Below are 20949 nucleotides of genomic sequence, written 5' to 3'. Positions count from 1 at the left end.
TAGCCTGTTTCCGGACGGTAACGGGGCTTTTTAATGCGCGAAATATTCGAAGGGTTCTCAGCCGGCTGCGCAGTAGCCACACCGGACTTTTGGAGTGATGTAGACTTTGGGGACATAAGTACCGCTCTCCGTTTGCTTTATGGACGGCATGCGAAAACAGCCGCCGCCTGGTGTGCAATCTGCGCCCGATCTGACGGACGCTCAGGCGATTTCAAATTTTGGGTGCGCGTCTTCGAGCATCTGGGACCAGAGGAGTTCATGGAAATTCGAAAACAAAAGCGATTGTCATAAACTTTGAACGTTATGTCGCACGCCTATTCGGTCCGTTCCGACACTATGAATCTGGCCGCCTTATAGGTCGGCCGGTTTCGCACTGATCATGCATCCCGCTCGAATTGAAATGCGATATTGCAAGACACGTAGGCACGGAGCAAACAAATGAATGTAGCCGGAGCGAAGAATTCATGATCTCCACAGTAAGCCCCATGGGGACTGGTGGAGTTCCTACCTTGCCAAATTTTGCCATCCGGGGTATTTTAGCCCGATGAGCACTATGAACATTTCGCTGCCGGAGAACCTGAAGCAGTTCGTCGACAAGCAGGTCGCAGGGCGAGGCTATGGGACCAGCAGCGAATACGTCCGCGAGTTGATCCGTCGCGACAAAGATCGCCAGCACTTGCGTGATCTTTTGCTTGAGGGTGCTTCATCCGAAACGACGGAGCCGGTTGATGCCGCCTATTTCGATAGTCTGCGAGACCGTGCCTCGCGGCAAAGCTCCAGGTGACGGGAAAGTCGATCGTTCCCCGCGAGTCGGCCCGCAGGGATGTCGAGAATGCCGTAGACTATTATGCTCGCGAGGCTGGCGCGCAAGTCGCGATAAGCTTCGTTGATGCGCTGCAGCCGACATTCGGTTTAATCGCAACGCATCCTGCATCGGGGTCGTTGCGCTACGCATATGAACTCGGTTTGCCCGATTTGCGGAGCATGACGCTGAAGGCTTTCCCATACCTCGTCTTCTATCTTGAGCACGCCGATTATGTCGACATATGGCGTATTCTGCATATGAAGCGCGACATTCCCGCGTGGCTGCAAGATCCCGAAGTGTCTGCATAGTTTGGTTGCTGTGTTAGGTAGAAGGGGCCTGCGGCTATGATCCGAACGAAGGTCGATCCACTGTGGTTTAAGCGGTGCCGCGTTTCATCTGCAGTTTTTTCCCGATCGCGAGGCGCCATCACTGCGCCGCTTCTGCGCGTCCCGCCACAAGCCTGCATATGACGGTCGCCACGTTGCTCAACGCAGCGACCCAATTGAGGATTCCAAACCACGAAGTCTGGAAGCGGAAAAGGGAAAGATGGAAGGAGATCGTGGAAAAACTGGTCGAAGAGACCCCGCCGTTTGACCTCCATTTCGATGAGGTCGCAGCCTCAGAAGCCGCTTTCTTCGTAAAGGCCCAGCAGCCGCTGGAATTGTGCGACCTTCGGTCCGCCATTTCAGATGCTATCCACTTCGAACATTGGCGTCCAACCGCGCCCCAGATTGCTCACATGACATTGTTCAGGTTTTCTGCGGTAGAATGGCTATCAGCGGTCGACTTTGACGCGGGGATCTTGCCCGTAAAAGTCAGCGTTAGATCCCTTCAATTGTTGGAAGAGCGGGTTTATCCGAGCGTCGACATCAATATCCTCAGCGAGCCGTTACTACATGGCGAGAGCCCGCGATAACGCACCTATTTCACGCGTATCGTAGATCTGCTCGACGCCACCCCCATCCGCTCCTCGGCCCGGCCGAATCCTTGCCTTCTTCGATGGACTTCAAAGATCAACGCCGCGGCCGCGGTTGACAGTGCGCTGGCGGCGTTCCGAGATGATCTGCTCGCTGCTTTCCCTGCGGACGGTCTGCTGCAGGACCTTCAGCCTGTCCTGCATCGCCTCGAAGGCGCGGCGCTGCGTCGGCGGGATGCGGTTGATGAGATCCCTCTCTCCTCGGAGGATTGCATTGCGGCCGAAGCGCTCGTCGAGCGCCGCGCTGACTGCGGCAAACTCCCGGCGAATGGTGGGATCAAGAACAGCAGCCGATGCATTCTGCTTGCGGCCGTCGTTCTTCGCCTCGGCAGTCAGCCGCATGAGCGCTTCTTCCGCCGCCTTCGACAGGCCGGGAATGGCAACCGCCATGCGCCGTCGCTCTTCGGCGATCGCCTGGCGCTCGGCATCGAGGGCGCCGGCATAGGCCGCACCGAGCGATCGTAGCCAAGCGGCGGCTTCGGGCACGGCCTGCGCAGCGTCTCTGCGCTCCCGGCCGGCGGCCAGCATCCGATCCATGAGGCGATCGGAGCCACGCAGCGCACCATAGGCGGCCGGGTCATTGGTCACTGCAGCAGAGATGCGGTCGGCGGCAAAACCTTTGACAAGCAGCTCTTCGATCTTCTCGACAGCGCCAGCCGGATCGCGCCAGATCGTTGACGCCACGTCGGCTAGCGCTGCTCGCTGCTGGCGATAGAGAGGGCCGGCCAGAGCACGCGATCTCGCCTCTTCCTCGATCGGAGTCTTGAACTCGGTGACGGCGGCAAGCATGGGGATATTCTCCTTCTGCGGATCGGCACTGGCGCTGGCGACGATCTTCGAACGATCCCGCCGTTCGGCGAGATGCTGCTCCTCGGCAAAACGCTTCACGGCCTCGAACAGCCGGGTCAGCTTCTCGCCCCTGGTGCCTGTGAAGTCTTCCGGCATACGCTCGACGATGTTGCGTTCGGCAACCGTATCGGCCTTGGATGTGAAGGCGCTCCAACCGAAGCGGGCGCTGAGCGCCTCGCTGACGGCCTTGATCTCCTGCACGATCGAGGGGTCTTCGGCGGCGAATGCAAAGGCCGTCTTGTAGGCATCGTCCCCTCCCTGCTTGCGCACCGCCTCGATCTCGACGAGACGTGCCACCGCCTTTCTGGAGAGCGCTGGGATCGACAATGACATATGCGCGCGGCGCTGTTGCTCGCGGCTTTCGAACCGCTCGGCGTTTCTGCGGAACTCTGTGGCGTGGGCGCGGGCGAGCGGCAGCAGTTCCGTCAATGCCGCGGTCGCAATGCTGCGCTCGTCACGTGCGGCGCGACCGTCTATCATAAGGTCGGAACCCCGCAGGCGGCCGATCCGATCCGGTGCAATAGCAAGATCGTCGGCGAGCCTGCGGGGTTCGTTGCTCGTATCCGATGCCAGGGCGTTCAGGGCGACCAGTGCCGCCTCCGGCTCACGATAGATCTTCTCCAGCAGCGGCCGCAGGATTGCTTCCCGCTCCTTCCAGGCCGGCGAGGAAAGCTGCGCCCACCGCGCTTCCTCCTCCACGCTTCTGGCAAAAACAGTGGCGGGCGGCATCAGATATCGGCCGCCGCCAACATCTGTCTCCGAGACGGTGTGTGTCTCAGTGCGCTCCTCATTGTACGAGACACGTCGTTCCCGCTCGATCGCAAATCCCAGCGCAACGCTCGCCCTTTCCCAGAGCTTTGCCACCTGCCGGCGCTTATCGGCAATCCACGCGAGCCGGCGCGAGACGTCCTCCTCCATCCCGGCTGCGACGAGAGAGAGATGATCGAGGCCGCGGCGGCGGGCAAAATCGTCGGCATGTGCCCGGTACCCAGCCTCGCTTTCGAAATCGAGCGTCGTCGTCTTGGCGCCGGAGCGCGACAGGCGTTCAACGAGTTGTTTGAACAGTTCCGGCCGATGGCTTTCCTGCTCGATACGCTCCCGGCGCGCTTCGGCGGTTTCGACCCGTTTGGCTGTCCAGATATTGCGATCGACTTGTCTTTCCTCGAAGTGCTTCTGCCCGGTCTGCTCGTCGACGATGGGAACCTGGACTTTGACCCGCTCCACCCCGTCCTTGCGCAGGGCCACCGTGTCGCCCTCTAAGACACCGGCATCCTCCAACGCCTTCGGCAGGCTCACGCCCCAAAGACGATGGACGGCTCCGTCATCCGTCTTCACATCGGCATAGGGGCTATCGTCGGCATCCTCGTCATTCGGCCGGAACTTGGCTTGTCCGGTTTCCACGAGTTCGCCGGTGACACCGGCAGCATGATCGGCACGCAGCTTGCGGCCCCATTCGGGCTTTGCTTCAAAATCTTCCTTCGCGGCATAGAGATCGGCACGATGGCGATGCCGGGTCATCGACACATAGGTCAGGTGCTGGTCCATCATGCCGGTGGCAAGAACGAAGGTCCGGTCGACGGTCGAGCCTTGAGATTTGTGGATGGTCGCGGCGTAGCCGTGATCGACATTGCGATAACTGTTCTCGCTGATGACGACATCGCAGCCATTGTCGAGACGCACCGAAAGCAAGACCTCGCCCCGCTTTTCGCCGGTGGATACGACCGTCCCCAGCATGCCGTTCTTGACGTATTGCGGACCGAGACGCATTGCGCGCGCTTCGACGAAGCGGGCATTTGCCAGAAAGATGATGCGGTCGCCGGTGGCGAATTCCCGCGCGCCGCGTTCGGTCTGGAATGCGCGGCTCTCACCCAGCGCCCCCTCGCCTGCCATCACAGATCGCAGTTCCTCGTTCAGACGTTTGACGTCCTGATTGGTGTGGGCGAGCACGAGAAGCTCATCACCGCGAAGACGGCCATCATTGCCGGGCATAACGGAATCCTGGATCGCCTGTCGGCGCGCTTGCGTCCAATCACTGACAATCCGCCCGATGATGTCGTCCCGCGTGTCTGCCTCCACCAAATGACCCTGCTGCGCATAGGCATCAAGACCTTTCCCAATCTCGCCACGCGCAAAAAGCCGCGACGCCTCGCGCGCCCACGGCTCGCGCTGGCGGCGCACGCTGCCAAGTTCGGCAAAACCGATCCGCTCGGTAATCGCCCGGAACGCCGCCCCCGCCTGGATCGGCTGCAATTGCATCGCATCGCCGACCAGCACGAGTTTCGCTCCCGCTTCCTCGACGAGCTTCAGCACGCGGGCCATCTGCTGCGACGACACCATGCCGGCCTCGTCGACAACCACCACATGGCCGCGGTGAAGCGTCTCCTGTCCATTGGCCCAGGCCAGCTCCCAGGCGGCGAGTGTTCGCGATCTGATGCCGGAGCTGTCTTCCAGACCCTCGGCGGCTTTGCCCGCAAGGGCCGCACCAATGACCTGGCGGCCTTGGCTTTCCCAGGCGAGGCGGGCCGCGGCAAGCAAGGTCGACTTACCGGCGCCGGCAAGACCGACCACGGCGGCAATGCCATTGTCCCGCGTGACATGATGGACGGCGTCTGCCTGCTCCGGGTCGAGCCGGAAGGACTTTTCCGGATCTTGAGTTTCGACGTTTCTGATCGCAGCGGCGACCGCCCGGTCGGAAACGGCAAAACCGCGACATTCCACCAGAACCTGCGCCGACTGCGCCATGTCATATTCGATGCGAAGGATCTCGCGCGTGGTGAAAACGGCGGGTTCGCTCGCCTTGCGCGTTTCGACGTCGACCTGCTGCGGCTTCAGCAGGACCAGATCGTCCGACGCCATCAGCCGCGCCCGGATGTTGGCGAAGTCTGCGGGATCGTCGACATAGCGATGCAGCGCCTTGGCGATATCGCGCTCGTCGAAGGTGGAGCGTTCATTGCTCAACTGCTTCAGCAGGAGCTCCGGCTCGGCGAGCAGCCGGTCGGCCATCTCCTGGCGACGGGCAAGATCGGCCGGTGCAAAATACATCTCGACACCCCCGCGGGAGAGCGCTGCCTTCTCGGGGCCCAGATGTCTTTGCGCGATGCCACCGAGGCCCTGCTCGGCATAAGAGCGGCCGTCAAGACGGATGTCATGGCCGGCGAGCGCCAGATGCCGGCTGGCCGTCTCCGCCCAGGCAATCTTCCACGCCTGCAAGGTTTCCTTATCGCCCGCCCAGAGCTTGTAAACGATCTTGCCCTTTGGCCGATCCGGCGTCACGACCCGCAACGGCGCACCGTCTTCGCCGGTCACTGCTACCTTCTTGGGTCCAAACCCCTCCTCCGCCAACGGTCTCAGCGTCGTCATCAGATGGATGTGCGGATTGCTGTCTTTATCGTGGTAGACCCAGTCGGCGACCATTCCCTTCGAGGTGAGATTGTCGCGCACAAATTCGCGCACCAGCGCGATGTTCTCGGTTCGGGTCAATTCCTCCGGCAACGCAATGATCAGCTCGCGCGCCAGCTGCGCGTCCGCCCGTTTTTCGAAAGCATCAACCACATTCCACAGCACTTCGCTGGCGCCGGCAACGGAATACCCCTCGATTGCTGACCGTAACCAGGCCGGGGTTTGGTCCGGTAGCGCCAGTTCCTCGTGCACCAGTTCGGACGCCCCGCCCCGATAGCTGAACGACGTGCCGGCCTGCTCGTCCATCATCCGGGCGCGATGGCGATAGGCCGCGGCCGAGACGATGCTTCGCCCCGCCCCTCTGCTGATCACCTGCGCTCTGACGAACATGATCGCCACTGCCGTCTCCTGATCCCGGGCGCGTCGCGACAGCGACGTATATTGCGCCCTCAAACCGATCGGACCGAAGGGCCGATGCCGCCTTTCCCGGAAGACGGCATCGGCCGAAATTCCAGCTGCGACGTTTTGGGGTTGGTGCAAAATAGCCTATTTAACTATCTTAGACTAGTTAGTATAATCGCTGAGGCTGGTTCCAGGAGGGAAGATTCCTCAATGGCCATAAAATCATCGATTTCTGATCTCGATGCACAGATGGAGAAGCTGCGAGAACGTCGGCGGGTTTTGACAGTTAAATCGGCAGAGCGGTTTGCCCGCGCTGCGACGAAATCCGGGCTGGCGGAAATGGAAATTGCAGACGAGGAGGTCGAGCGGATCTTCGAAGAGATCGCCGCTCGATTTCGCAAAGAGGAGAAGAAAGGGGGCCGGCGGCCCGCCTCCTCAAGCGCGTCGACCAACAGCTGGTGGCCTTGGACCGGCGCCGGAGGTTTCACATGACGGCTGAGAGGAAGGAAGAAGCGCGCGAGAAATTCCTGCTCGGCGGCATCGTCGTCAAAGCCGGCCTGTCGAAGGCGGACCGGGCGTTTCTGCTCGGCGGACTCCTCGTGCTGGCGACAGTGATTCCGGGATCGTCCGAACATCGGTGGCTACGCCATATCGGTGAAGAGGCGTTCAAGGCCCCTTCGCTCGATTCTTCTTCACCGCGCGTCGAGGAGAACGCCGGATGGCGCTGAAGGGTCGACTGCATGCAAGCCTGCTGCTGGTCTTCGTGCCGATCGCCGTGACAGCGATCACCGTCTACATCACCGCCTGGCGATGGCCGGCGCTGGCGCACAGCCTATCTGGTAAAACTGAATACTGGTTTTTCCGCGCAACGCCTGTGCCAACGCTTCTGTTCGGGCCGCTTGCTGGTCTTCTGACCGTCTGGGCGTTGCCGCTGCATCGTCGGCGGCCGATCGCGATAGTCAGCCTCCTGTGCTTGCTCGTTGTCGCCGGATTTTACGCCTTGCGCGAATATGGCCGTCTCGCTCCGTCGGTGGAGAGTGGCGTCGTCACATGGGACCATGCGCTTTCCTACCTGGATTTCATTGCCGTCATCGGCGCGCTGGCGGGCTTTATGGCCGTGGCGGTCGCTGCTCGGATCCGTCGTCGTGCCCGAGGCAATCAAACGGGCGAAGGGCGGAACCTTCGGCGATGCCGATTGGCTTTCGATGTCGGCGGCAGCAAGGCTCTTTCCGTGCGATGGCGAGATCGTCGTCGGCGAGTGTTACCGCGTCGACAAGGAAGCCGTTCACCAAGTGCCTTTCGATCCGAAGGATCGCAGCACGTGGGGGCAGGGCGGCCAGGCGCCACTGCTCGCCTACAGCCAGGACTTCGATTCCACGCATATGCTCTTCTTCGCCGGATCAGGCGGATACAAGACGACCAGCAACGTCCTGCCGACGGCACTGCGGTATACCGGACCGCTGATCTGCCTCGATCCCTCGACCGAGGTCGCGCCGATGGTGGTCGACCATCGCACGCGCATGCTCGGGCGCGAGGTCATGGTGCTCGATCCCACAAATCCGATCATGGGCTTCAACGCCCTCGACGGCATCGAGCACTCGAAGCAGAAAGAGGAGGATATCGTTGGCATCGCCCACATGCTGCTCTCAGAAAGCCTGCGTTTTGAATCCTCGACGGGCTCCTATTTCCAGAACCAGGCGCACAATCTCCTAACCGGATTGCTTGCCCATGTCATGTTGTCGCCGGAATATGCCGGCCGGCGGAACCTGCGCAGCCTGCGCCAGATCGTGTCCGAGCCGGAACCCTCCGTCCTCGCCATGCTGCGCGACATTCAGGAACACTCGGAAACTGTCTTTATTCGCGAAACGCTTGGTGTCTTCACCAACATGACCGAACAGACCTTCTCCGGTGTCTATTCGACGGCGTCGAAGGATACGCAGTGGCTCTCATTGGACAGTTACGCCGCGCTCGTCTGCGGCAATGCCTTCAGGTCGAGCGATATCGTATCGGGCAAGAAGGACGTGTTCCTCAATATCCCGGCGTCCATCCTGCGCTCGTATCCGGGCATCGGGCGCGTCATCATCGGCTCTCTGATCAACGCCATGGTCCAGGCCGATGGCGGCTTCAGTCGCCGAGCGCTCTTCATGCTCGATGAGGTCGATCTGCTCGGCTATATGCGGGTGCTGGAAGAGGCGCGCGATCGCGGTCGCAAGTATGGCATCAGCATGATGCTGCTCTACCAATCGGTCGGACAACTGGAACGGCACTTCGGGAAGGATGGCGCGACGTCATGGATCGACGGCTGCGCTTTCGCCTCCTATGCGGCTATCAAGGCTCTCGATACCGCCCGCAATGTCTCCGCTCAATGCGGGGAAATGACCGTCGAGGTGCAAGGGCGGTCGCGCAACATCGGCTGGGACACGAAAAGCGGCGGGGCGCGCAAATCCGAGAGCGTCAATTTCCAGCGCCGGCCACTGATCATGCCACACGAGATCACCCAATCGATGCGCAAGGACGAGCAGATCATCATCGTTCAAGGCCATAGCCCGATCCGCTGCGGCAGGGCGATCTATTTCCGTCGGAAGGAGATGGATGCGCAAGCAAAGGCCAATCGCTTCGTGCGGAGTTGACTTTCACAGGCAGTCCGGAGCGCTGCCGGAGTTGCCTTGGGCGGATGTCTGCGATAAGCGCCTTTGCGCGCCGTTCCCGCACGGAGACGAACATGGCCGCTGAAAATGACGAATACATCTATGACGAAGTGACTGGCGAATGGCGTCCGGCTTCGGAGATGGCAGCATCCGCCAGTGGCGTGCGGCGGTCGTTCGAGACGCAAGCGGCAATTTTCTTGCCGATGGCGACTCGGTCACCGTCATCAAGGATTTGAAGGTCAAGGGGGCCGGCCTAACGCTGAAACAGGGCACTGTCATCAGGTCGATCCGCCTTACGATAGTCCTGAGGAGATCGATTGCCGCCATGATGGAATCAAGGGCCTCGTTCTACGCACCGAGTTCGTGCGCAAACGCTAATTCGAGTTCTCAGGGGCTGCTCAGCGGAATCGGCTGACCTCCGTGGCCGACCTACGGCGACGGATGAATTCGCGCAGCAGCGGCAGGAAGAAGGCTTTGCTGAAGCGGCCGGTTGGCGGCTCAGGCTCAAGATAGAATGAATTTCCGACGATGTCGGTATTGAACTCATCGAAGATGATCCAAAGCCTGCGATCGGCATCGAGGCCGGCGCGGCGCTTTTCGATGGCCGGCACTTCCACAGCAAACCGCGACGCCTCCGGCTGCTTGGTGGTGATGGGAAAGAAGAGAACCAGATCGCCGTCCGGCCGCGGCATTCTTACGCCGACGGCGACCGGCCGCTCCTTGCGTCCTTCCGTCTCTCCACGCCCAGCTTCTCTCGCCCATAGATAGGGATAGCGTATGACGCTTGCGGTCTGGATCAGCTCGTAGTTCATCAGTGGCCTGCCTCGTCCTCGCCGGCGTAGCCATCGACGGCCTTTTCGAACTCGGTAAACAGTTCATCAGGCATCGTTTCGATGGTCCCGGCGGCGCGTCGGTCGGACTGCTTCATCAGCCGTTGGTAGTCTTCGATATTGAGGATGACCAGACGGGGTTTATTCCGCTGGGTGATGGTCACTGGATGGCGCAGGGCCTCGGCGATAATGTCACCAGACTTACGGGAGAGGTCGCTGGTTGAATAGGAACCGCTTGACTTAGACATATGGGTTTCCTTACTGCTGTATTTGTTGCAATATACAGCATTTCCAACAATGCTGCAAATTTGTTGGTTTGAGGTGTTGCGCGTCGGCTGGAAGGGAAATTGCGGCGTCCCGCCATTGCCGCTCAGCTCTAAAAGACTGAGGCCATCGCCAAATAGAGGCGGCCGTCTCTCGGCATCGTTTACCACAGGGATCAAATGGCGCGCACCGCATGAACGGGGATGCCAGTTTCCAGCGATATCCTCAATAATCGATGCCAGTGAACCGATTGGTCAACCTAACCATGTCGGAAACCGGACCTCGACCCCACCGTCATCGGCCGTCAAAGCGTTGATCCAGCTGCCGCCATTGATGCGGTATTCGTGGGTGTCGACGTCGATTTCGAGATCATCCAGCAGATTGATGGTGAGGCGCCCGAAAATCTCGCTCTCACCCTGCATCTGATATTCGGCGAATTCATCCCCTCCGGTCAGAACACTTCGTTCCAATGCCTTCATCACCGGGACCCGGGCGATTGCCGCGTCGAGCCCCTCGAGCAGCAGGTCATGAAGCACCCGCCGGAAAGCATCGTCGCATCCGTGACGCTCTGCAAGGACCATCAGCCGAAAGCCAGCGAGCTTGGTGTAGAGCATGAGGTTCTGGTCGCTTGTCATAATGTGATCTCCTTCATCTTGATGACGGAGATCGGCCACTCTGTTGCAAAGAGGGTCAAGAACCGCGGAACGCGGCTCGCAAGCGGGGGAACCGATTTTATCGCTTGTGGCAAAATTGGGAGAGACCGCGCCGTCCTTGACGCCGGATTTGCTGGAGTAAATTAGGACGTCAGAGAGAGAAGAGACCAGCGGCCCCAAAGGGGTCGCGACCGTTTCCGGCGTCAGCCGGCGGGGAGTGTCGAGGGGCGAAACCCCTGATGGCCTGGCGCCTGGTCGATCCGGCCGCCCAGGGTCACGGACACGGCGATAAGCCTCCGTCAGAACGGAGGCTCGGCGTCGATACGGCCGTCCTGCTCGGCCCAGATCACCTCACGTTCGGCCAGCGCCAGTTCGAGTTCGTTCTCGATCTGGCGACGCTCGGCTGGATCGGCGTTCCGCAGCTCGGCCTGCAGCAGTGCGATGACTTCGTCGATGCAAATGGTCATTGTCGTCTCCTTGACGTTTGTGAAAGACGAGCGCCCCGGCCATGGCGGCATGGAGGGGTCAAGGATTGCGAAGCAACCGGCGGAGCCGGCGAGTGGGGGAGCCGATTTTGTCGACATGGAGGGGACCGGAGCGGAAGCAAAATTGGGGGCACCGCTCATCCTTGAGGCCTTCATGCCGCCATGACACCCTCGGATCGATTGAGCAGACCTTCCCTCTCGTATGGCACCAGAAGAGCCGTCGACGAGTTCGATGCCCTTGACGGCTCGAATAACAACAAGACTCGCGGCAGAGACATTCCGGAAGTCGGCCTCGATCGCTCGAGGCCGACGGTCTGTCGTTCAGCTCGGATTGTTCCAGAGGATGACCTTGCGGTTGGGCTCGCCACCGGGGGCTGGAGCGACGTTGCCGAAGATCACGCCGATCTCCGGAGCCTCCAGCTTCACCGCGAGATATTCCTCGCCGGTCAGGCGGGCGATGCGGTTCCAGCCCGCGCCGATCTCGAAGCCGGTTTTGCGGTGGATGATGCGGTAGTCGGGAGCTTCCTCGCTCGCCTTGTTGGCATTCGGAACGATGGCGATCGGGGCGTTGACCCGGATGGTGGCGAAGATACCTTCGAGGGTACCGTCGCTCTTTGCGGTGAGGATTGCGATCGTGGTGGCCATGGTATTGTCTCCTTCGGTTGCTCGGGACCATTCCCGATGGCGCCCGAAGAAGGGGCCGAGCCGCAGGCGTCACCGAAGCGCAGCGCAGGGGAACCCCTTGCGGGTTGACGCTGATGGCGGCCGATCCCTTAGAAAGGTGACATGCAGAACGGGAATGGCCTCGTGCGACCGAAGGGCGAGACAAACCATTATGGCGCTCGGTCCAGTGCTTGCGAGAAGGCAGGAGCTTGGAATAACCCGCCGCCATTCCGCACAAAGCCCTCACCGTGCTAACCGCGGCAAGCCAGAAACTCGTACCAGTTGGCCCATCATACGTCGGCGCCCGGCGGGCGGCGCGGTAATCGCATCGGCGCTACAGGTCGTACGGTAATGCCAAGTGTAGATGTTCGCTGCGAGGATCGAATACGTGATCCTTGGCGACACGCCCGGCAGCGCCGGCTCATGGATGGTGTTGCGCCATTAACCCGACGCTGGCGCCCGGGCCACACCGGTAGACCGGCACCGGCTTCGTCAGGCGCTCTTCGCTGCCCTTTGACCCGCCAACACATCACAAAACGGAATCCATCGGATGCAACGGATTCAAAACTCTCGTTGGACATGGCCGGCCCCAGCAGGAATGATTCCCGACATGAACCGAATGTCGTTCCAACTGCATTTCCAGCGCATTGATGCAAGCCGAAATATGGCGCGCTATTACATGCTTGCGATCCAGCCGACCTTGTTCGGCGAAACCGCGGTCGTGCGTAACTGGGGACGGATCGGCAGGCGTGGCGGTGAAAGGACCGACATGTTCGGGACCGAACAGGAAGCTGTCGCGCATTTTCTCGACCTCGCACGCCGGAAACATCGAAAGGGCTATAGACCGAGCGAAGCTGCGATGCCGTCGAACTGATCGCTCACCGCGCTGGTCCAGCAACAACATACTTCCTAATTTGCGCTAGTATAATGGTCGAAGTCCGTGGTACTTTTGCCCGTGGTTTGGTAAGCCGGTCCGGCGAGATGATCATGGGAGCGCTGTGAGACAATTTTTAATCGGCGACCAGACATTCGACGAAGACGCTCCCGAGCTTCAGGCCCGGCTCGAACGTGCTTACGCGCAGAAGCTGCGGCCACTGTGCCGGTGCAAGAACCCGCCGCTTCCCATGTACATCGCACGCGTCGACGACCTCTATTTCATCAAGCGCATGCCGCTTTCGGGGCCTGGCCATGACCCCGCATGTTCGTCCTACCAACCGCCTTACGAATTATCAGGCTTAGGATCCTTGATCGGCAACGCGATCCACATCGACGCGAGTGGGAAGGCAGCCCTAAAGCTCGAATTTGCCCTGACCAAGAAAGGCACTCGCGGCGCACCCGCGTCTTCTTCCGAGGCATCCGAGTCGGCTCTGCGCAATGAGACAAAGAAGCTCTCGTTGCGCGCCGTCCTGCACTATCTCTGGGAGGCGGGAGAGTTGACGGAATGGCGCTCGTCGTGGTCCGGAAAACGCGGCTGGGGCCGGGTTCGGACAAGCCTCATAAATGCCGCCTCACAGATGACCGCTCGCGGCGAACCGTTGAGTGACATTCTGTTCGTACCGGAAGTGTTTCATCAGGAGGACCGCGAGGGAATAGCTTCTCGCCGGGCAAACGCGCTAGCAAATGCTCTTGACGCCGGTCATGGCCCCCGGAAGCTTATGGTAACCGTGGCTGAGGTTAAGGATTTCGCGGTTGCCCGCGGCGGCCAGAAAATCGTCGTTCGCCACCTCCCTTTTCCTTTCATGATCCAGGGCTGGACATGGAGGCGATTGAGCGCCAGATACGAGACGGAACTCGAGCTCTGGCGGTCGAGCGAAGACTTCCATCTGATCATGATCGCCACCTTCGGGATATCCGCCGCGGGGATCGCTTCAATCGAGGAGATCGCCATGATGGTGGTCAACGAGAACTGGATCCCGTTCGAGAGCATCCATGAGCAACATCTCCTGGAACGTCTTTCAAGGCTGAAGCGAAAGAGCGTGAAAGGCCTGCGCTTCAATCTCTCGCGTGAACAACCGGTGGTCTCGATCACCTTGCCGGAACAACGCCCCGCGCCCGTCGCGATGTTCATCGTCCCGATAAGCGCCGGCAAAGACTACGAACTCGCCCTGAATGAGATAATTGCCGCGAGACCGGAGATGACGCCATGGATCTGGCGCATCGCCGAGGGAGAAATGCCGCCACTGCCGTGATCGCCGGCAGGTACTGCGTCGGCGCGCGTATGCTGGCGAATGGTAGGAGGAACAGTTCCACATGGGCTCCGTCCCGTCTGGATGATGCGGCTCTCCCTTTTCCGCATAGCTGCACTGCATAATAAATATTTTACCAGCCGGTCAAAATATGTGCATATTGCCTTCAGTTGATGCAGCTGATGGTTTTCCTCCCAGTGCCATCGCATCAGCTGTTCCCCTCTGGAGGTTCATTGACCTTCACACCTTAAAGGGCCCTGGTTTTCCAGTGGCCCTATTTTTCTGCGTCAGCAGCGAAGCATGAGGGAAGTTTTCTTTCGCGGCAGCCTGTCTTGCCGCACTTGCCCTCTTCGACTGAGGCAAAGAGGAGATCACCTATACCGTGGCCCGTCCCCGGACCTAGTCCTGGTTGGCGACCACCGGCAGGCTGCTTTCGTTTGAAAGACGAGTTTCAGCCTGCCGGGCGGCAGAGACGAGGCGACGCCTTGCGCGGATCGCGTGCCATTGTTGGTCGATCAGGACGCCGATGAGGATCACGCCACCCATGACAGCGAAATTCAACGACGAAGGGATGCCAAGGAGATTCACGAGATTCTGCAACTCCTGGAGCAGGACCGTTCCCAGCACGACGCCGACGATCGATCCCTCGCCACCGCGGAGCGAAAAGCCGCCGAGTACGGCAGCGGCAATCGCGTAGAGTTCATAGAACTGGCCGTGGCTGGCCGGCGAGATCGAGCGCGTGTACATGGCGAAGTAAATCGCCGAAAGCGCCGTCAGCAGTCCGCAAATGACATAGGCCGACATGACCATACGGCCGGCGCGTATACCGGAATAGCGGGCCGCCTCCTCGTTCTTGCCGATCGCGTAAAGATAGCGCCCAAAGACGGAGCGATGGAGCACAACCCACATGGCCACGGCAATGATGACGAGCGCGATGAAAGTGTTGGGAACGCCATAAAACCGCCCAGCGGTCAGGAATTCGAGCTCGGGGAAATTTTGGCCAAAAGCAAAACCCGCCGTTCCGTCGGCGGTATAGAAACGCGCCGCCCCACGATAAATCAGGAGGCCGCAGAGGGTGACGACGAAGGGCTGCAGGTTGAGCCGGGTGATCAGCCAGCCGTGGACGGCACCTATGACCGCACCGAGCACGAGAATGAGCGGCAGCGCCAGCATCCATGACATATCCTGGACCGCGATGAAATCGACGAACAGCACACCGAGAAGCGCGACGAGCGAGCCCACGGAAAGCTCGATACCACCTGTAATGATGACGAAGGCTTGGCCGATCGACAGGATGCCGAACAGGCCGATCAGGTTGGCCGTGTTGGCCAGGTTGATCGGCAGCAGGAAGCGCGGATTGATGATGGCGACGACGATGCCGACGACGACGATCAAAAGCAGCAGTCCGAGATCTTTTTTGATCATCCGAGATCCATCCCCGATACTTATTTGTACAGGCCGCTATTTTACCCGTTTGCCAACAGCAAGCAAAAGGACGCTTTCCTGGCTGATTTCGTCCTCTTCCAATATGCCGGCGATTTGGCCCTCATGCATGACGGCGATGCGGTCCGAAACGCCGATCACCTCTTCCATGTCGCTGGATATCATCAGGATCGCCACTCCCGCATCGGCAAGCGCTCGCATCAGGCCGTAGATCTCGTTCTTCGCGCCGATATCGATGCCGCGTGTCGGCTCGTCGAAGATCATCACCTTGGGGCTCATCGATAGCCATTTGGCAAGCACCACCTTCTGCTGATTGCCGCCGGACAGAGTGCCGGTTCGCGTCGAAACCGAGGGCGCCTTGATACCGAGACGAACGCGCTGCTTTTCGGCCGCCGCCTTCTCCCGTTCAGCGGAGAGCATGAAGCGGCTGGAGAGTTTGGGGAGATCGGCAAGGGTTATGTTCTGGGCGATCGGGAAATCAAGAAGAATGCCGTTGCGCTTGCGGTCCTCCGGCACGAGGAAAATGCCGCGGTCGACGGCGTCCCGGGCAGATTTGACCGCAATTTGCCGCCCGTCCTGCAGGATGGCTCCGCCGTAGCACCGATCAATGCCGAAGAGGACCCTTGCAAGCTCGGTGCGGCCCGAGCCCACGAGCCCTGCAAGCCCCATGATTTCTCCATACCGGATTTCCAGATCAACGGGACGGCCGGGATAGGCCTCGGTGCGCACGCCGATTGCCTTCAGCGCAACCGAGCCGGGCGAGCGCTGCGGTTTTGCGGTTCGCGCCGCAAGCACCCGACCGATCATCAGCTTGACCATCTGATCGTGGCCGATGTCTTGATTGGCGAGTGTGCCCACCAGCGTGCCGTCGCGCAGGACCACGACCCGGTCTGCGACCCGCTCAACCTCGTGGAGGCGATGCGAGATAAAAATGACACTGATGCCATCCGCTTTCAGCAATTTGATAATGCTCAGGAGCCGCTCGGTTTCGGCCAGCGGCAGGCTCGACGTGGGTTCGTCGAAAATGACGAGCCTGGCGTTGATGGATAGCGCCTTGGCGATTTCCACCATCTGCTGCTCGGCCAGGGAAAGCGATGCCACTGGTGTGTCGGCGGAAAAATGCGCCCCAACGCGCTTCAGGAGCGGCTTGACCAGGTCTCGCAGTCGATCTCGATCGACGAGCTTGAAAGGTCCGGCCTTCAGCGGTTCGCGGCCCAGGAAGATATTGGCGGCAACGTCGAGATTCTCAAAGAGATTGAGTTCCTGGTGCACGAAGGCAATGCCGGATGCGATGCTCGATTCCACGGTGAGGGAACGAAGCTCTGCCCCGTCGAGCATGATCGTTCCTCGGTCGGGGGTAATCACGCCGCCGAGAATCTTCATCAGCGTCGATTTTCCAGCCCCGTTCTCGCCAACGAGGCCGATGACCTCGCCAGGCATGATGTCGATCGACAGGCCCTCAAGGGCAACGACACCTGGATAAGTCTTGCCAACGCCGGAAAGCGAAAGGAACGGCGTTGCAAGCGCGTCCGGTGACGGAATGTCGGAACTGTGGTTCATCGCCTGTCCATGGCTGCTAAAGCTGTCGGCATGAGACGTCTTTCGCGGCGGCGGCAAGTGCCCCGCCGCGAAGGAGGGTTATTTACCAGCCATGGCCTTCAGGTTGGCGGCATATTTGTCAACGTCATCTTTACCGATGATCACGGTCGGAATGATGATCAAGCCGTTGCTGGGAACGCCTGATTTGTCGCCCTTGAGATAGGCTGCCATCAGCTTCATGCCCTGATAGGCCCACTCGAACGGCTGCTGCACGACGGTCGCCGCGATGGTGCCTTCCTTGACGCCGCCGAGCGTGATCGGATCGTCATCAAAGCCGACGACGGTAATCTGGCCGAGTTTGCCGGCGTCGCGCAGCGCCTCATAGATGCGTGGCGTGTTGTAGGAGTAGAAGCCGACCATGCAAGTGACGTCAGGGCTGGCCACCAGCGCGTCCTCGACGTTCTTCTTTGCGCGCGTTTGATCGATATCGTCGCCGCGTACATCGGTCAACTCGATCTTCGTGCCCTTCAGGCCATCCTTCATGCCCTGGATGCGTTCCTTGGCGTTGTCGGCGCCGAGCAGGCCGACGAAGCCGATGCACTTGCCGCCGTCCGGCATCGCCTTCTTGGCGATTTCGGCTGCCTGCAGGCCAGCGTCGATGTTGGATGAACCGATATAGGCGACGCGATTGGTCTGCGGGGCGTCACTGTCGGTGGTGAAGAGAGCGGTCTGCGAGCCAATTTTATTCAGGCCGTCCGTCTGCGTCTTTGGATCGACCGCAGAGACCATGATACCCTTGACGCCAGCACTGACCAAGTCTTCCATCAGGCGTTGCTGAACGGCGACCGATGCCTGCTCAGGGTATTTCAGCTCCATCTGGTAGTCTGGCATTTCGCCCTGGGCCTTCTTCACGCCCGCTTCTGCAGCTTTCCAGAAGTCGGACGCGCCGTTGACGACGAATGCAAGTGTCGGCTTGTCGGCAGCATGGGATACGGCAATCGGCGCCGTGCTCAGCATCAACCCGGCGAAGAACAAGGCTGCATTGCGTTTCAGCTTCTTCATAACATACCTCCCGAGGGCCGCGGTTGCATTGGCCCGTTTGCGATGAGCGGCCGGCCGGATGCACGCCCCCTCCCTGGGGCCGTCGCGCGAGCGACGAGTGGCATATGTTCCGATCGCTCCCCGACGGTATACAATTATCTTAATTAGTAAATAGTATTATCAACCTGCATCAAAACATTTGATCATACTTTATATCATGCGCAATTTTTTTACTGGAAAATGCTAGAATATATAGCGTTACGGCAGTTCACTCCATTGTCAGCGCTTTCGAATGACTGCTAATGTTTATTAGCTGCCGTGCCCATCAATCCCGATCGGAGACAATTTCCAAGAATGCGAAAACCAACGGTCCAAAAGCGGAACAGGCATCCCGCCGAAAAGCCTGCCCGCGTGACGATGACAGACATTGCCGCGGCGGCGGGCTGCTCGCAGGCAGCCGTTTCCTTCGTCCTCAATGATACGCCCGGCACCCGAATCTCGCAGCAGACGCGCGACCGGGTTTGGGAGGCGGCGCGTGCGCTCGGCTATGTGGGACCGACTTACACGACGACGGCCTCCTATTCGGGAACGGACAATGTGATCGGTTTTGCGGTGGATCAGCTTGCCACCAGCCCGGAAGCGATCGTCGCGATCGAAGGCGCACGGCAAGCCTCCTGGAACGCCGGCAATGTCCTGCTGGTAACACAGACGCTCGGCGATCCTGTCATGGAGCCGAAGGCAATCGAGGCGTTGACGAACGGGGGCATATCGGCCCTTATTTATATGACGATCTATACCCGCCAGATCGAGCTCCCTTCTTATATCTACAAGCTGAAAATCCCGACAGTATTGCTGAACTGCTACACGGCGGACCATGCCTTTCCTGCCGTGGTGCCGAGCGAGATCGCCGGAGGCCAAAGCTCGACGCGGCATCTGATCATGCACGGCCATCATCGCATCGCGACGATCACCGGCGAAATCTGGATGCAGGCTGCGCAGGATAGGCTGACGGGATATCGCCGGGCGCTGGCCACCGCCGATATACCCTTCGATCCGGACTTGGTGGTTGAAGGCGACTGGTCGGCTGGCGCCGGCTATGCCGCCACGATGAAACTGCTTGCCCTGGCAGAGCCGCCGACCGCGATCTTCTGCCAGAACGACCGCACGGCCATCGGGTGCTACGAAGCGCTGAAAGACGCAGGGCTCCGCATTCCCCAGGACATGTCGGTGGTGGGTTATGATGACGAAGAGATTTCGCGACATCTCGTACCTCCGCTGACGACTTCGGTTCTTCCACATCTCGCCATGGGGCAATGGGCGATCGAACATCTCAACCCGGAAAGCGTGCCCGGCAAGCGCTATCCGATCGCAAAGCTCGAATGCTCTCTCGTGAAGCGTCATTCCGTCGCCGCGCCGCGAACCGCAGCGCGGCTGATCCACGATGGGGCGCATGCTCAGCCATAGCTCTCGGGTCTGCGCCAACGCCAAACACGGCCGGCTCTGGGCCGGAAAATTGACCGCTCTCCCTGGTTCGCAGCGACCACATGGCCGTGACCGAACCGGTCACGACACCGGTTGAAAAAGCCGAAAGAGACAATAGGTGCTGCGGCGACGAAAAGTCGACGACCGACGAAGGTCGATTGCGGTACGGGGCATCGGCATCCAGCCTGCCAGGGAAATTCAAGCGAACTGAGGAGAGGGCGCAAAGAGTGGTCAAACGTCCGGCCCGCCCGAGAAGGACGGACCGTTTGCTTGATCCAATACCCGCAGGAGCAACGGTTCACTGGAATTTTGCCATATTCTCAGGCGTCACCAGCGCCGCGCCGGAGTCGATCAAAGACTCGACCTTCTCTCCGCGAATCGCCTTTACCAGTGCATCCACACCGAGTTCAGCCATCTTGGTGGGGAACTGCGCCACCGACGCATCCTCCACTCCACTCTTTAGCGCCTCCTCTTCACCGCAACAGAAGTCGAAACCGACCAGCACAATCTTGTCGTTGGCAGTGCCGGCGTTCTTGATGGCGCGCGCCGCTCCGGCAGCGGGCGGGCCGCAAGCGGCATAAATGGCCTTCAGGTCTGGGTTCTTCGTCAGCAGATCCTCGGCGACACTGATCCCGAGTTCCTCGCTGCAGTTTGTGGCGCCTTTCCCGACGATCTTGACGTCAAGACCGTTGAGCCCCTCAAGCATACCCTTCACACGGTCATCAAGCGCCGGCACGCCGGGCACGCCCTCAAGAATCCCCATGGTGTCGCCGGCCTTAAGAACAGTTTTGAGATATTCGCCGGCGATTTTGCCTGCAGCGAAATTATCCGTCGTGGCAAGCGCCGTCCTGCCTTTCCAATCCGGAATATTGTTATCCATCAGCACGACCTTGATACCGGCCGCCACTGCCTTGTCCAGGGCTGTCGACACGGTGGGATCGACAGGCGTGAGGGCGATGCCCTGCACCCCTCGAGTCACCATTGATTCGATTTGTGCAATCTGGCCCTCGATGTCGGTTGCGGACGCACCCTGGCCATAGATGATCTCTACCCCGGGATTTCTCTTTGCATATTCTTTGGCTGCGTTCTCCATTGTTGCAAAGAACGGTACGGGGAATTTCGTTATAAAGCCGAGTTTCACCGGCTCCTGCGCCAAGGACGGGACTGCGGCGACGGCCAGGAGCGCAAGAGCTCCCAGCAGGGATTGCGGTTTCATGATACACCTCCCACGTTTTCGACCGCCCTCCTCTAGAGCGATCTCGTTGTCCGCTGCCCCCACGAAGC

General features: G+C 60.0%; 16 protein-coding genes and 4 pseudogenes. 10 read left to right on the top strand and 10 right to left on the bottom strand.

The window, feature by feature from the left end; genetic code table 11:
- Positions 1-544 precede the first annotated feature (544 nt).
- The 3 genes from EEQ99_RS03470 to EEQ99_RS03460 all read left to right on the top strand — a co-directional run bounded on the left by EEQ99_RS03470 (position 545) and on the right by EEQ99_RS03460 (position 1721).
- Positions 545-784, top strand: coding sequence for a type II toxin-antitoxin system ParD family antitoxin (locus tag EEQ99_RS03470; protein WP_029868342.1), 240 nt, complete (start codon positions 545-547; stop codon positions 782-784).
- Positions 781-1113 (top strand): type II toxin-antitoxin system RelE/ParE family toxin, encoded by a 333-nt coding sequence (locus EEQ99_RS03465; RefSeq protein WP_029868341.1) that lies wholly within the window; start codon positions 781-783, stop codon positions 1111-1113. Before EEQ99_RS03470 ends, EEQ99_RS03465 begins: the two co-directional genes overlap by 4 nt.
- A 158-nt stretch (positions 1114-1271) precedes the next feature.
- On the top strand, positions 1272-1721 hold the full coding sequence (locus EEQ99_RS03460; RefSeq protein ID WP_244604758.1) for a 2'-5' RNA ligase family protein: 450 nt from the start codon (positions 1272-1274) through the stop codon (positions 1719-1721).
- A 90-nt stretch (positions 1722-1811) separates the two neighbouring features.
- On the opposite strand, the gene traA is transcribed toward EEQ99_RS03460, so the two are convergent.
- On the bottom strand, positions 1812-6428 hold the full coding sequence (gene traA, locus EEQ99_RS03455) for a Ti-type conjugative transfer relaxase TraA (protein ID WP_127430019.1): 4617 nt from the start codon (positions 6426-6428) through the stop codon (positions 1812-1814).
- Positions 6429-6641: 213 nt separating this feature from the next.
- Between traA and EEQ99_RS03450 the strand changes: the two are divergent.
- The 4 genes and pseudogenes from EEQ99_RS03450 (at position 6642) to EEQ99_RS03435 (ending at position 9457) form a co-directional block, all read left to right on the top strand.
- Positions 6642-6930 (top strand): annotated as a pseudogene (locus tag EEQ99_RS03450) (TraC family protein).
- Positions 6920-7159, top strand: coding sequence for a conjugal transfer protein TraD (locus EEQ99_RS03445; protein ID WP_097622674.1), 240 nt, complete (start codon positions 6920-6922; stop codon positions 7157-7159). The pseudogene EEQ99_RS03450 and the gene EEQ99_RS03445 overlap by 11 nt, the downstream one beginning before the upstream one ends.
- Positions 7150-9061: pseudogene (gene traG, locus EEQ99_RS03440) on the top strand (Ti-type conjugative transfer system protein TraG). Before EEQ99_RS03445 ends, traG begins: the two are co-directional and overlap by 10 nt.
- A gap of 92 nt (positions 9062-9153) precedes the next feature.
- Positions 9154-9457: pseudogene (locus tag EEQ99_RS03435) on the top strand (alkylphosphonate utilization protein).
- 20 nt (positions 9458-9477) lie between these two features.
- Here the strand turns inward: EEQ99_RS03435 and EEQ99_RS03430 are convergent.
- From EEQ99_RS03430 to EEQ99_RS03405, 5 genes and pseudogenes are all read right to left on the bottom strand, one after another.
- A complete protein-coding gene (locus EEQ99_RS03430; RefSeq protein WP_097596301.1) occupies positions 9478-9891 on the bottom strand; it encodes a hypothetical protein in 414 nt (137 codons plus the stop codon).
- Complete coding sequence (locus EEQ99_RS03425) at positions 9891-10157, bottom strand: type II toxin-antitoxin system prevent-host-death family antitoxin (protein WP_097596302.1); 267 nt, start codon at positions 10155-10157, stop codon at positions 9891-9893. The genes EEQ99_RS03430 and EEQ99_RS03425 overlap by 1 nt, the downstream gene beginning before the upstream one ends.
- A 191-nt stretch (positions 10158-10348) precedes the next feature.
- A pseudogene (locus tag EEQ99_RS03420) lies at positions 10349-10808 on the bottom strand (hypothetical protein).
- Positions 10809-11125: 317 nt separating this feature from the next.
- Positions 11126-11293 carry a hypothetical protein gene (locus tag EEQ99_RS34860; protein ID WP_174824426.1) on the bottom strand — a complete coding sequence of 56 codons (168 nt, stop codon included), beginning with the start codon at positions 11291-11293 and terminating at the stop codon, positions 11126-11128.
- A gap of 339 nt (positions 11294-11632) precedes the next feature.
- Positions 11633-11956 carry a DUF736 domain-containing protein gene (locus EEQ99_RS03405; protein WP_028758523.1) on the bottom strand — a complete coding sequence of 108 codons (324 nt, stop codon included), beginning with the start codon at positions 11954-11956 and terminating at the stop codon, positions 11633-11635.
- 628 nt (positions 11957-12584) lie between these two features.
- Between EEQ99_RS03405 and EEQ99_RS03400 the strand changes: the two genes are divergently transcribed.
- Together EEQ99_RS03400 and EEQ99_RS03395 are read left to right on the top strand one after the other, a co-directional pair.
- Positions 12585-12848: a WGR domain-containing protein gene (locus EEQ99_RS03400; RefSeq protein ID WP_373289065.1), complete on the top strand. Its 264-nt coding sequence runs from the start codon at positions 12585-12587 to the stop codon at positions 12846-12848.
- A gap of 124 nt (positions 12849-12972) precedes the next feature.
- On the top strand, positions 12973-14163 hold the full coding sequence (locus tag EEQ99_RS03395) for a DUF1173 domain-containing protein (protein WP_028756399.1): 1191 nt from the start codon (positions 12973-12975) through the stop codon (positions 14161-14163).
- Between the two features lie 396 nt (positions 14164-14559).
- Here EEQ99_RS03395 and EEQ99_RS03390 read toward each other — a convergent pair whose 3' ends face one another.
- The 3 genes from EEQ99_RS03390 to EEQ99_RS03380 all read right to left on the bottom strand — a co-directional run bounded on the left by EEQ99_RS03390 (position 14560) and on the right by EEQ99_RS03380 (position 18204).
- Positions 14560-15585 carry an ABC transporter permease gene (locus EEQ99_RS03390; protein WP_127430018.1) on the bottom strand — a complete coding sequence of 342 codons (1026 nt, stop codon included), beginning with the start codon at positions 15583-15585 and terminating at the stop codon, positions 14560-14562.
- 36 nt (positions 15586-15621) lie between these two features.
- Complete coding sequence (locus EEQ99_RS03385) at positions 15622-17163, bottom strand: sugar ABC transporter ATP-binding protein (RefSeq protein ID WP_028756397.1); 1542 nt, start codon at positions 17161-17163, stop codon at positions 15622-15624.
- 78 nt (positions 17164-17241) lie between these two features.
- On the bottom strand, positions 17242-18204 hold the full coding sequence (locus EEQ99_RS03380) for a sugar-binding protein (protein WP_028756645.1): 963 nt from the start codon (positions 18202-18204) through the stop codon (positions 17242-17244).
- A gap of 333 nt (positions 18205-18537) precedes the next feature.
- Here EEQ99_RS03380 and EEQ99_RS03375 point away from each other — a divergent pair, with 333 nt between their 5' ends.
- Positions 18538-19647 (top strand): LacI family DNA-binding transcriptional regulator, encoded by a 1110-nt coding sequence (locus EEQ99_RS03375; protein ID WP_028756395.1) that lies wholly within the window; start codon positions 18538-18540, stop codon positions 19645-19647.
- 316 nt (positions 19648-19963) lie between these two features.
- Here the strand turns inward: EEQ99_RS03375 and EEQ99_RS03370 are convergent, their stop codons facing one another.
- Positions 19964-20881 carry a sugar ABC transporter substrate-binding protein gene (locus tag EEQ99_RS03370; RefSeq protein WP_028758526.1) on the bottom strand — a complete coding sequence of 306 codons (918 nt, stop codon included), beginning with the start codon at positions 20879-20881 and terminating at the stop codon, positions 19964-19966.
- Positions 20882-20949: the final 68 nt, after the last annotated feature.

The sequence above is a fragment of the Rhizobium anhuiense genome (genome assembly GCF_003985145.1).
Classification (GTDB): domain Bacteria; phylum Pseudomonadota; class Alphaproteobacteria; order Rhizobiales; family Rhizobiaceae; genus Rhizobium; species Rhizobium anhuiense.
The sequence above is the reverse complement of the archived record's forward strand: the minus strand, read 5'-3'. Positions and strand labels throughout refer to the sequence as shown.

What these genes read in the sequence shown, in the direction of transcription:
- EEQ99_RS03470 (WP_029868342.1), top strand. Translation starts at nt 545, where the DNA reads ATGAGCACTATGAACATTTCGCTGCCGGAGAACCTGAAGCAGTTCGTC.
- EEQ99_RS03460 (WP_244604758.1), top strand. Translation starts at nt 1,272, where the DNA reads ATGACGGTCGCCACGTTGCTCAACGCAGCGACCCAATTGAGGATTCCA.
- EEQ99_RS03445 (WP_097622674.1), top strand. Translation starts at nt 6,920, where the DNA reads ATGACGGCTGAGAGGAAGGAAGAAGCGCGCGAGAAATTCCTGCTCGGC.
- EEQ99_RS03430 (WP_097596301.1), bottom strand. Translation starts at nt 9,891, where the DNA reads ATGAACTACGAGCTGATCCAGACCGCAAGCGTCATACGCTATCCCTAT.
- EEQ99_RS03425 (WP_097596302.1), bottom strand. Translation starts at nt 10,157, where the DNA reads ATGTCTAAGTCAAGCGGTTCCTATTCAACCAGCGACCTCTCCCGTAAG.
- EEQ99_RS34860 (WP_174824426.1), bottom strand. Translation starts at nt 11,293, where the DNA reads ATGACCATTTGCATCGACGAAGTCATCGCACTGCTGCAGGCCGAGCTG.
- EEQ99_RS03405 (WP_028758523.1), bottom strand. Translation starts at nt 11,956, where the DNA reads ATGGCCACCACGATCGCAATCCTCACCGCAAAGAGCGACGGTACCCTC.
- EEQ99_RS03400 (WP_373289065.1), top strand. Translation starts at nt 12,585, where the DNA reads ATGAACCGAATGTCGTTCCAACTGCATTTCCAGCGCATTGATGCAAGC.
- EEQ99_RS03390 (WP_127430018.1), bottom strand. Translation starts at nt 15,585, where the DNA reads ATGATCAAAAAAGATCTCGGACTGCTGCTTTTGATCGTCGTCGTCGGC.
- EEQ99_RS03385 (WP_028756397.1), bottom strand. Translation starts at nt 17,163, where the DNA reads ATGAACCACAGTTCCGACATTCCGTCACCGGACGCGCTTGCAACGCCG.
- EEQ99_RS03380 (WP_028756645.1), bottom strand. Translation starts at nt 18,204, where the DNA reads ATGAAGAAGCTGAAACGCAATGCAGCCTTGTTCTTCGCCGGGTTGATG.
- EEQ99_RS03375 (WP_028756395.1), top strand. Translation starts at nt 18,538, where the DNA reads ATGCGAAAACCAACGGTCCAAAAGCGGAACAGGCATCCCGCCGAAAAG.
- EEQ99_RS03370 (WP_028758526.1), bottom strand. Translation starts at nt 20,881, where the DNA reads ATGAAACCGCAATCCCTGCTGGGAGCTCTTGCGCTCCTGGCCGTCGCC.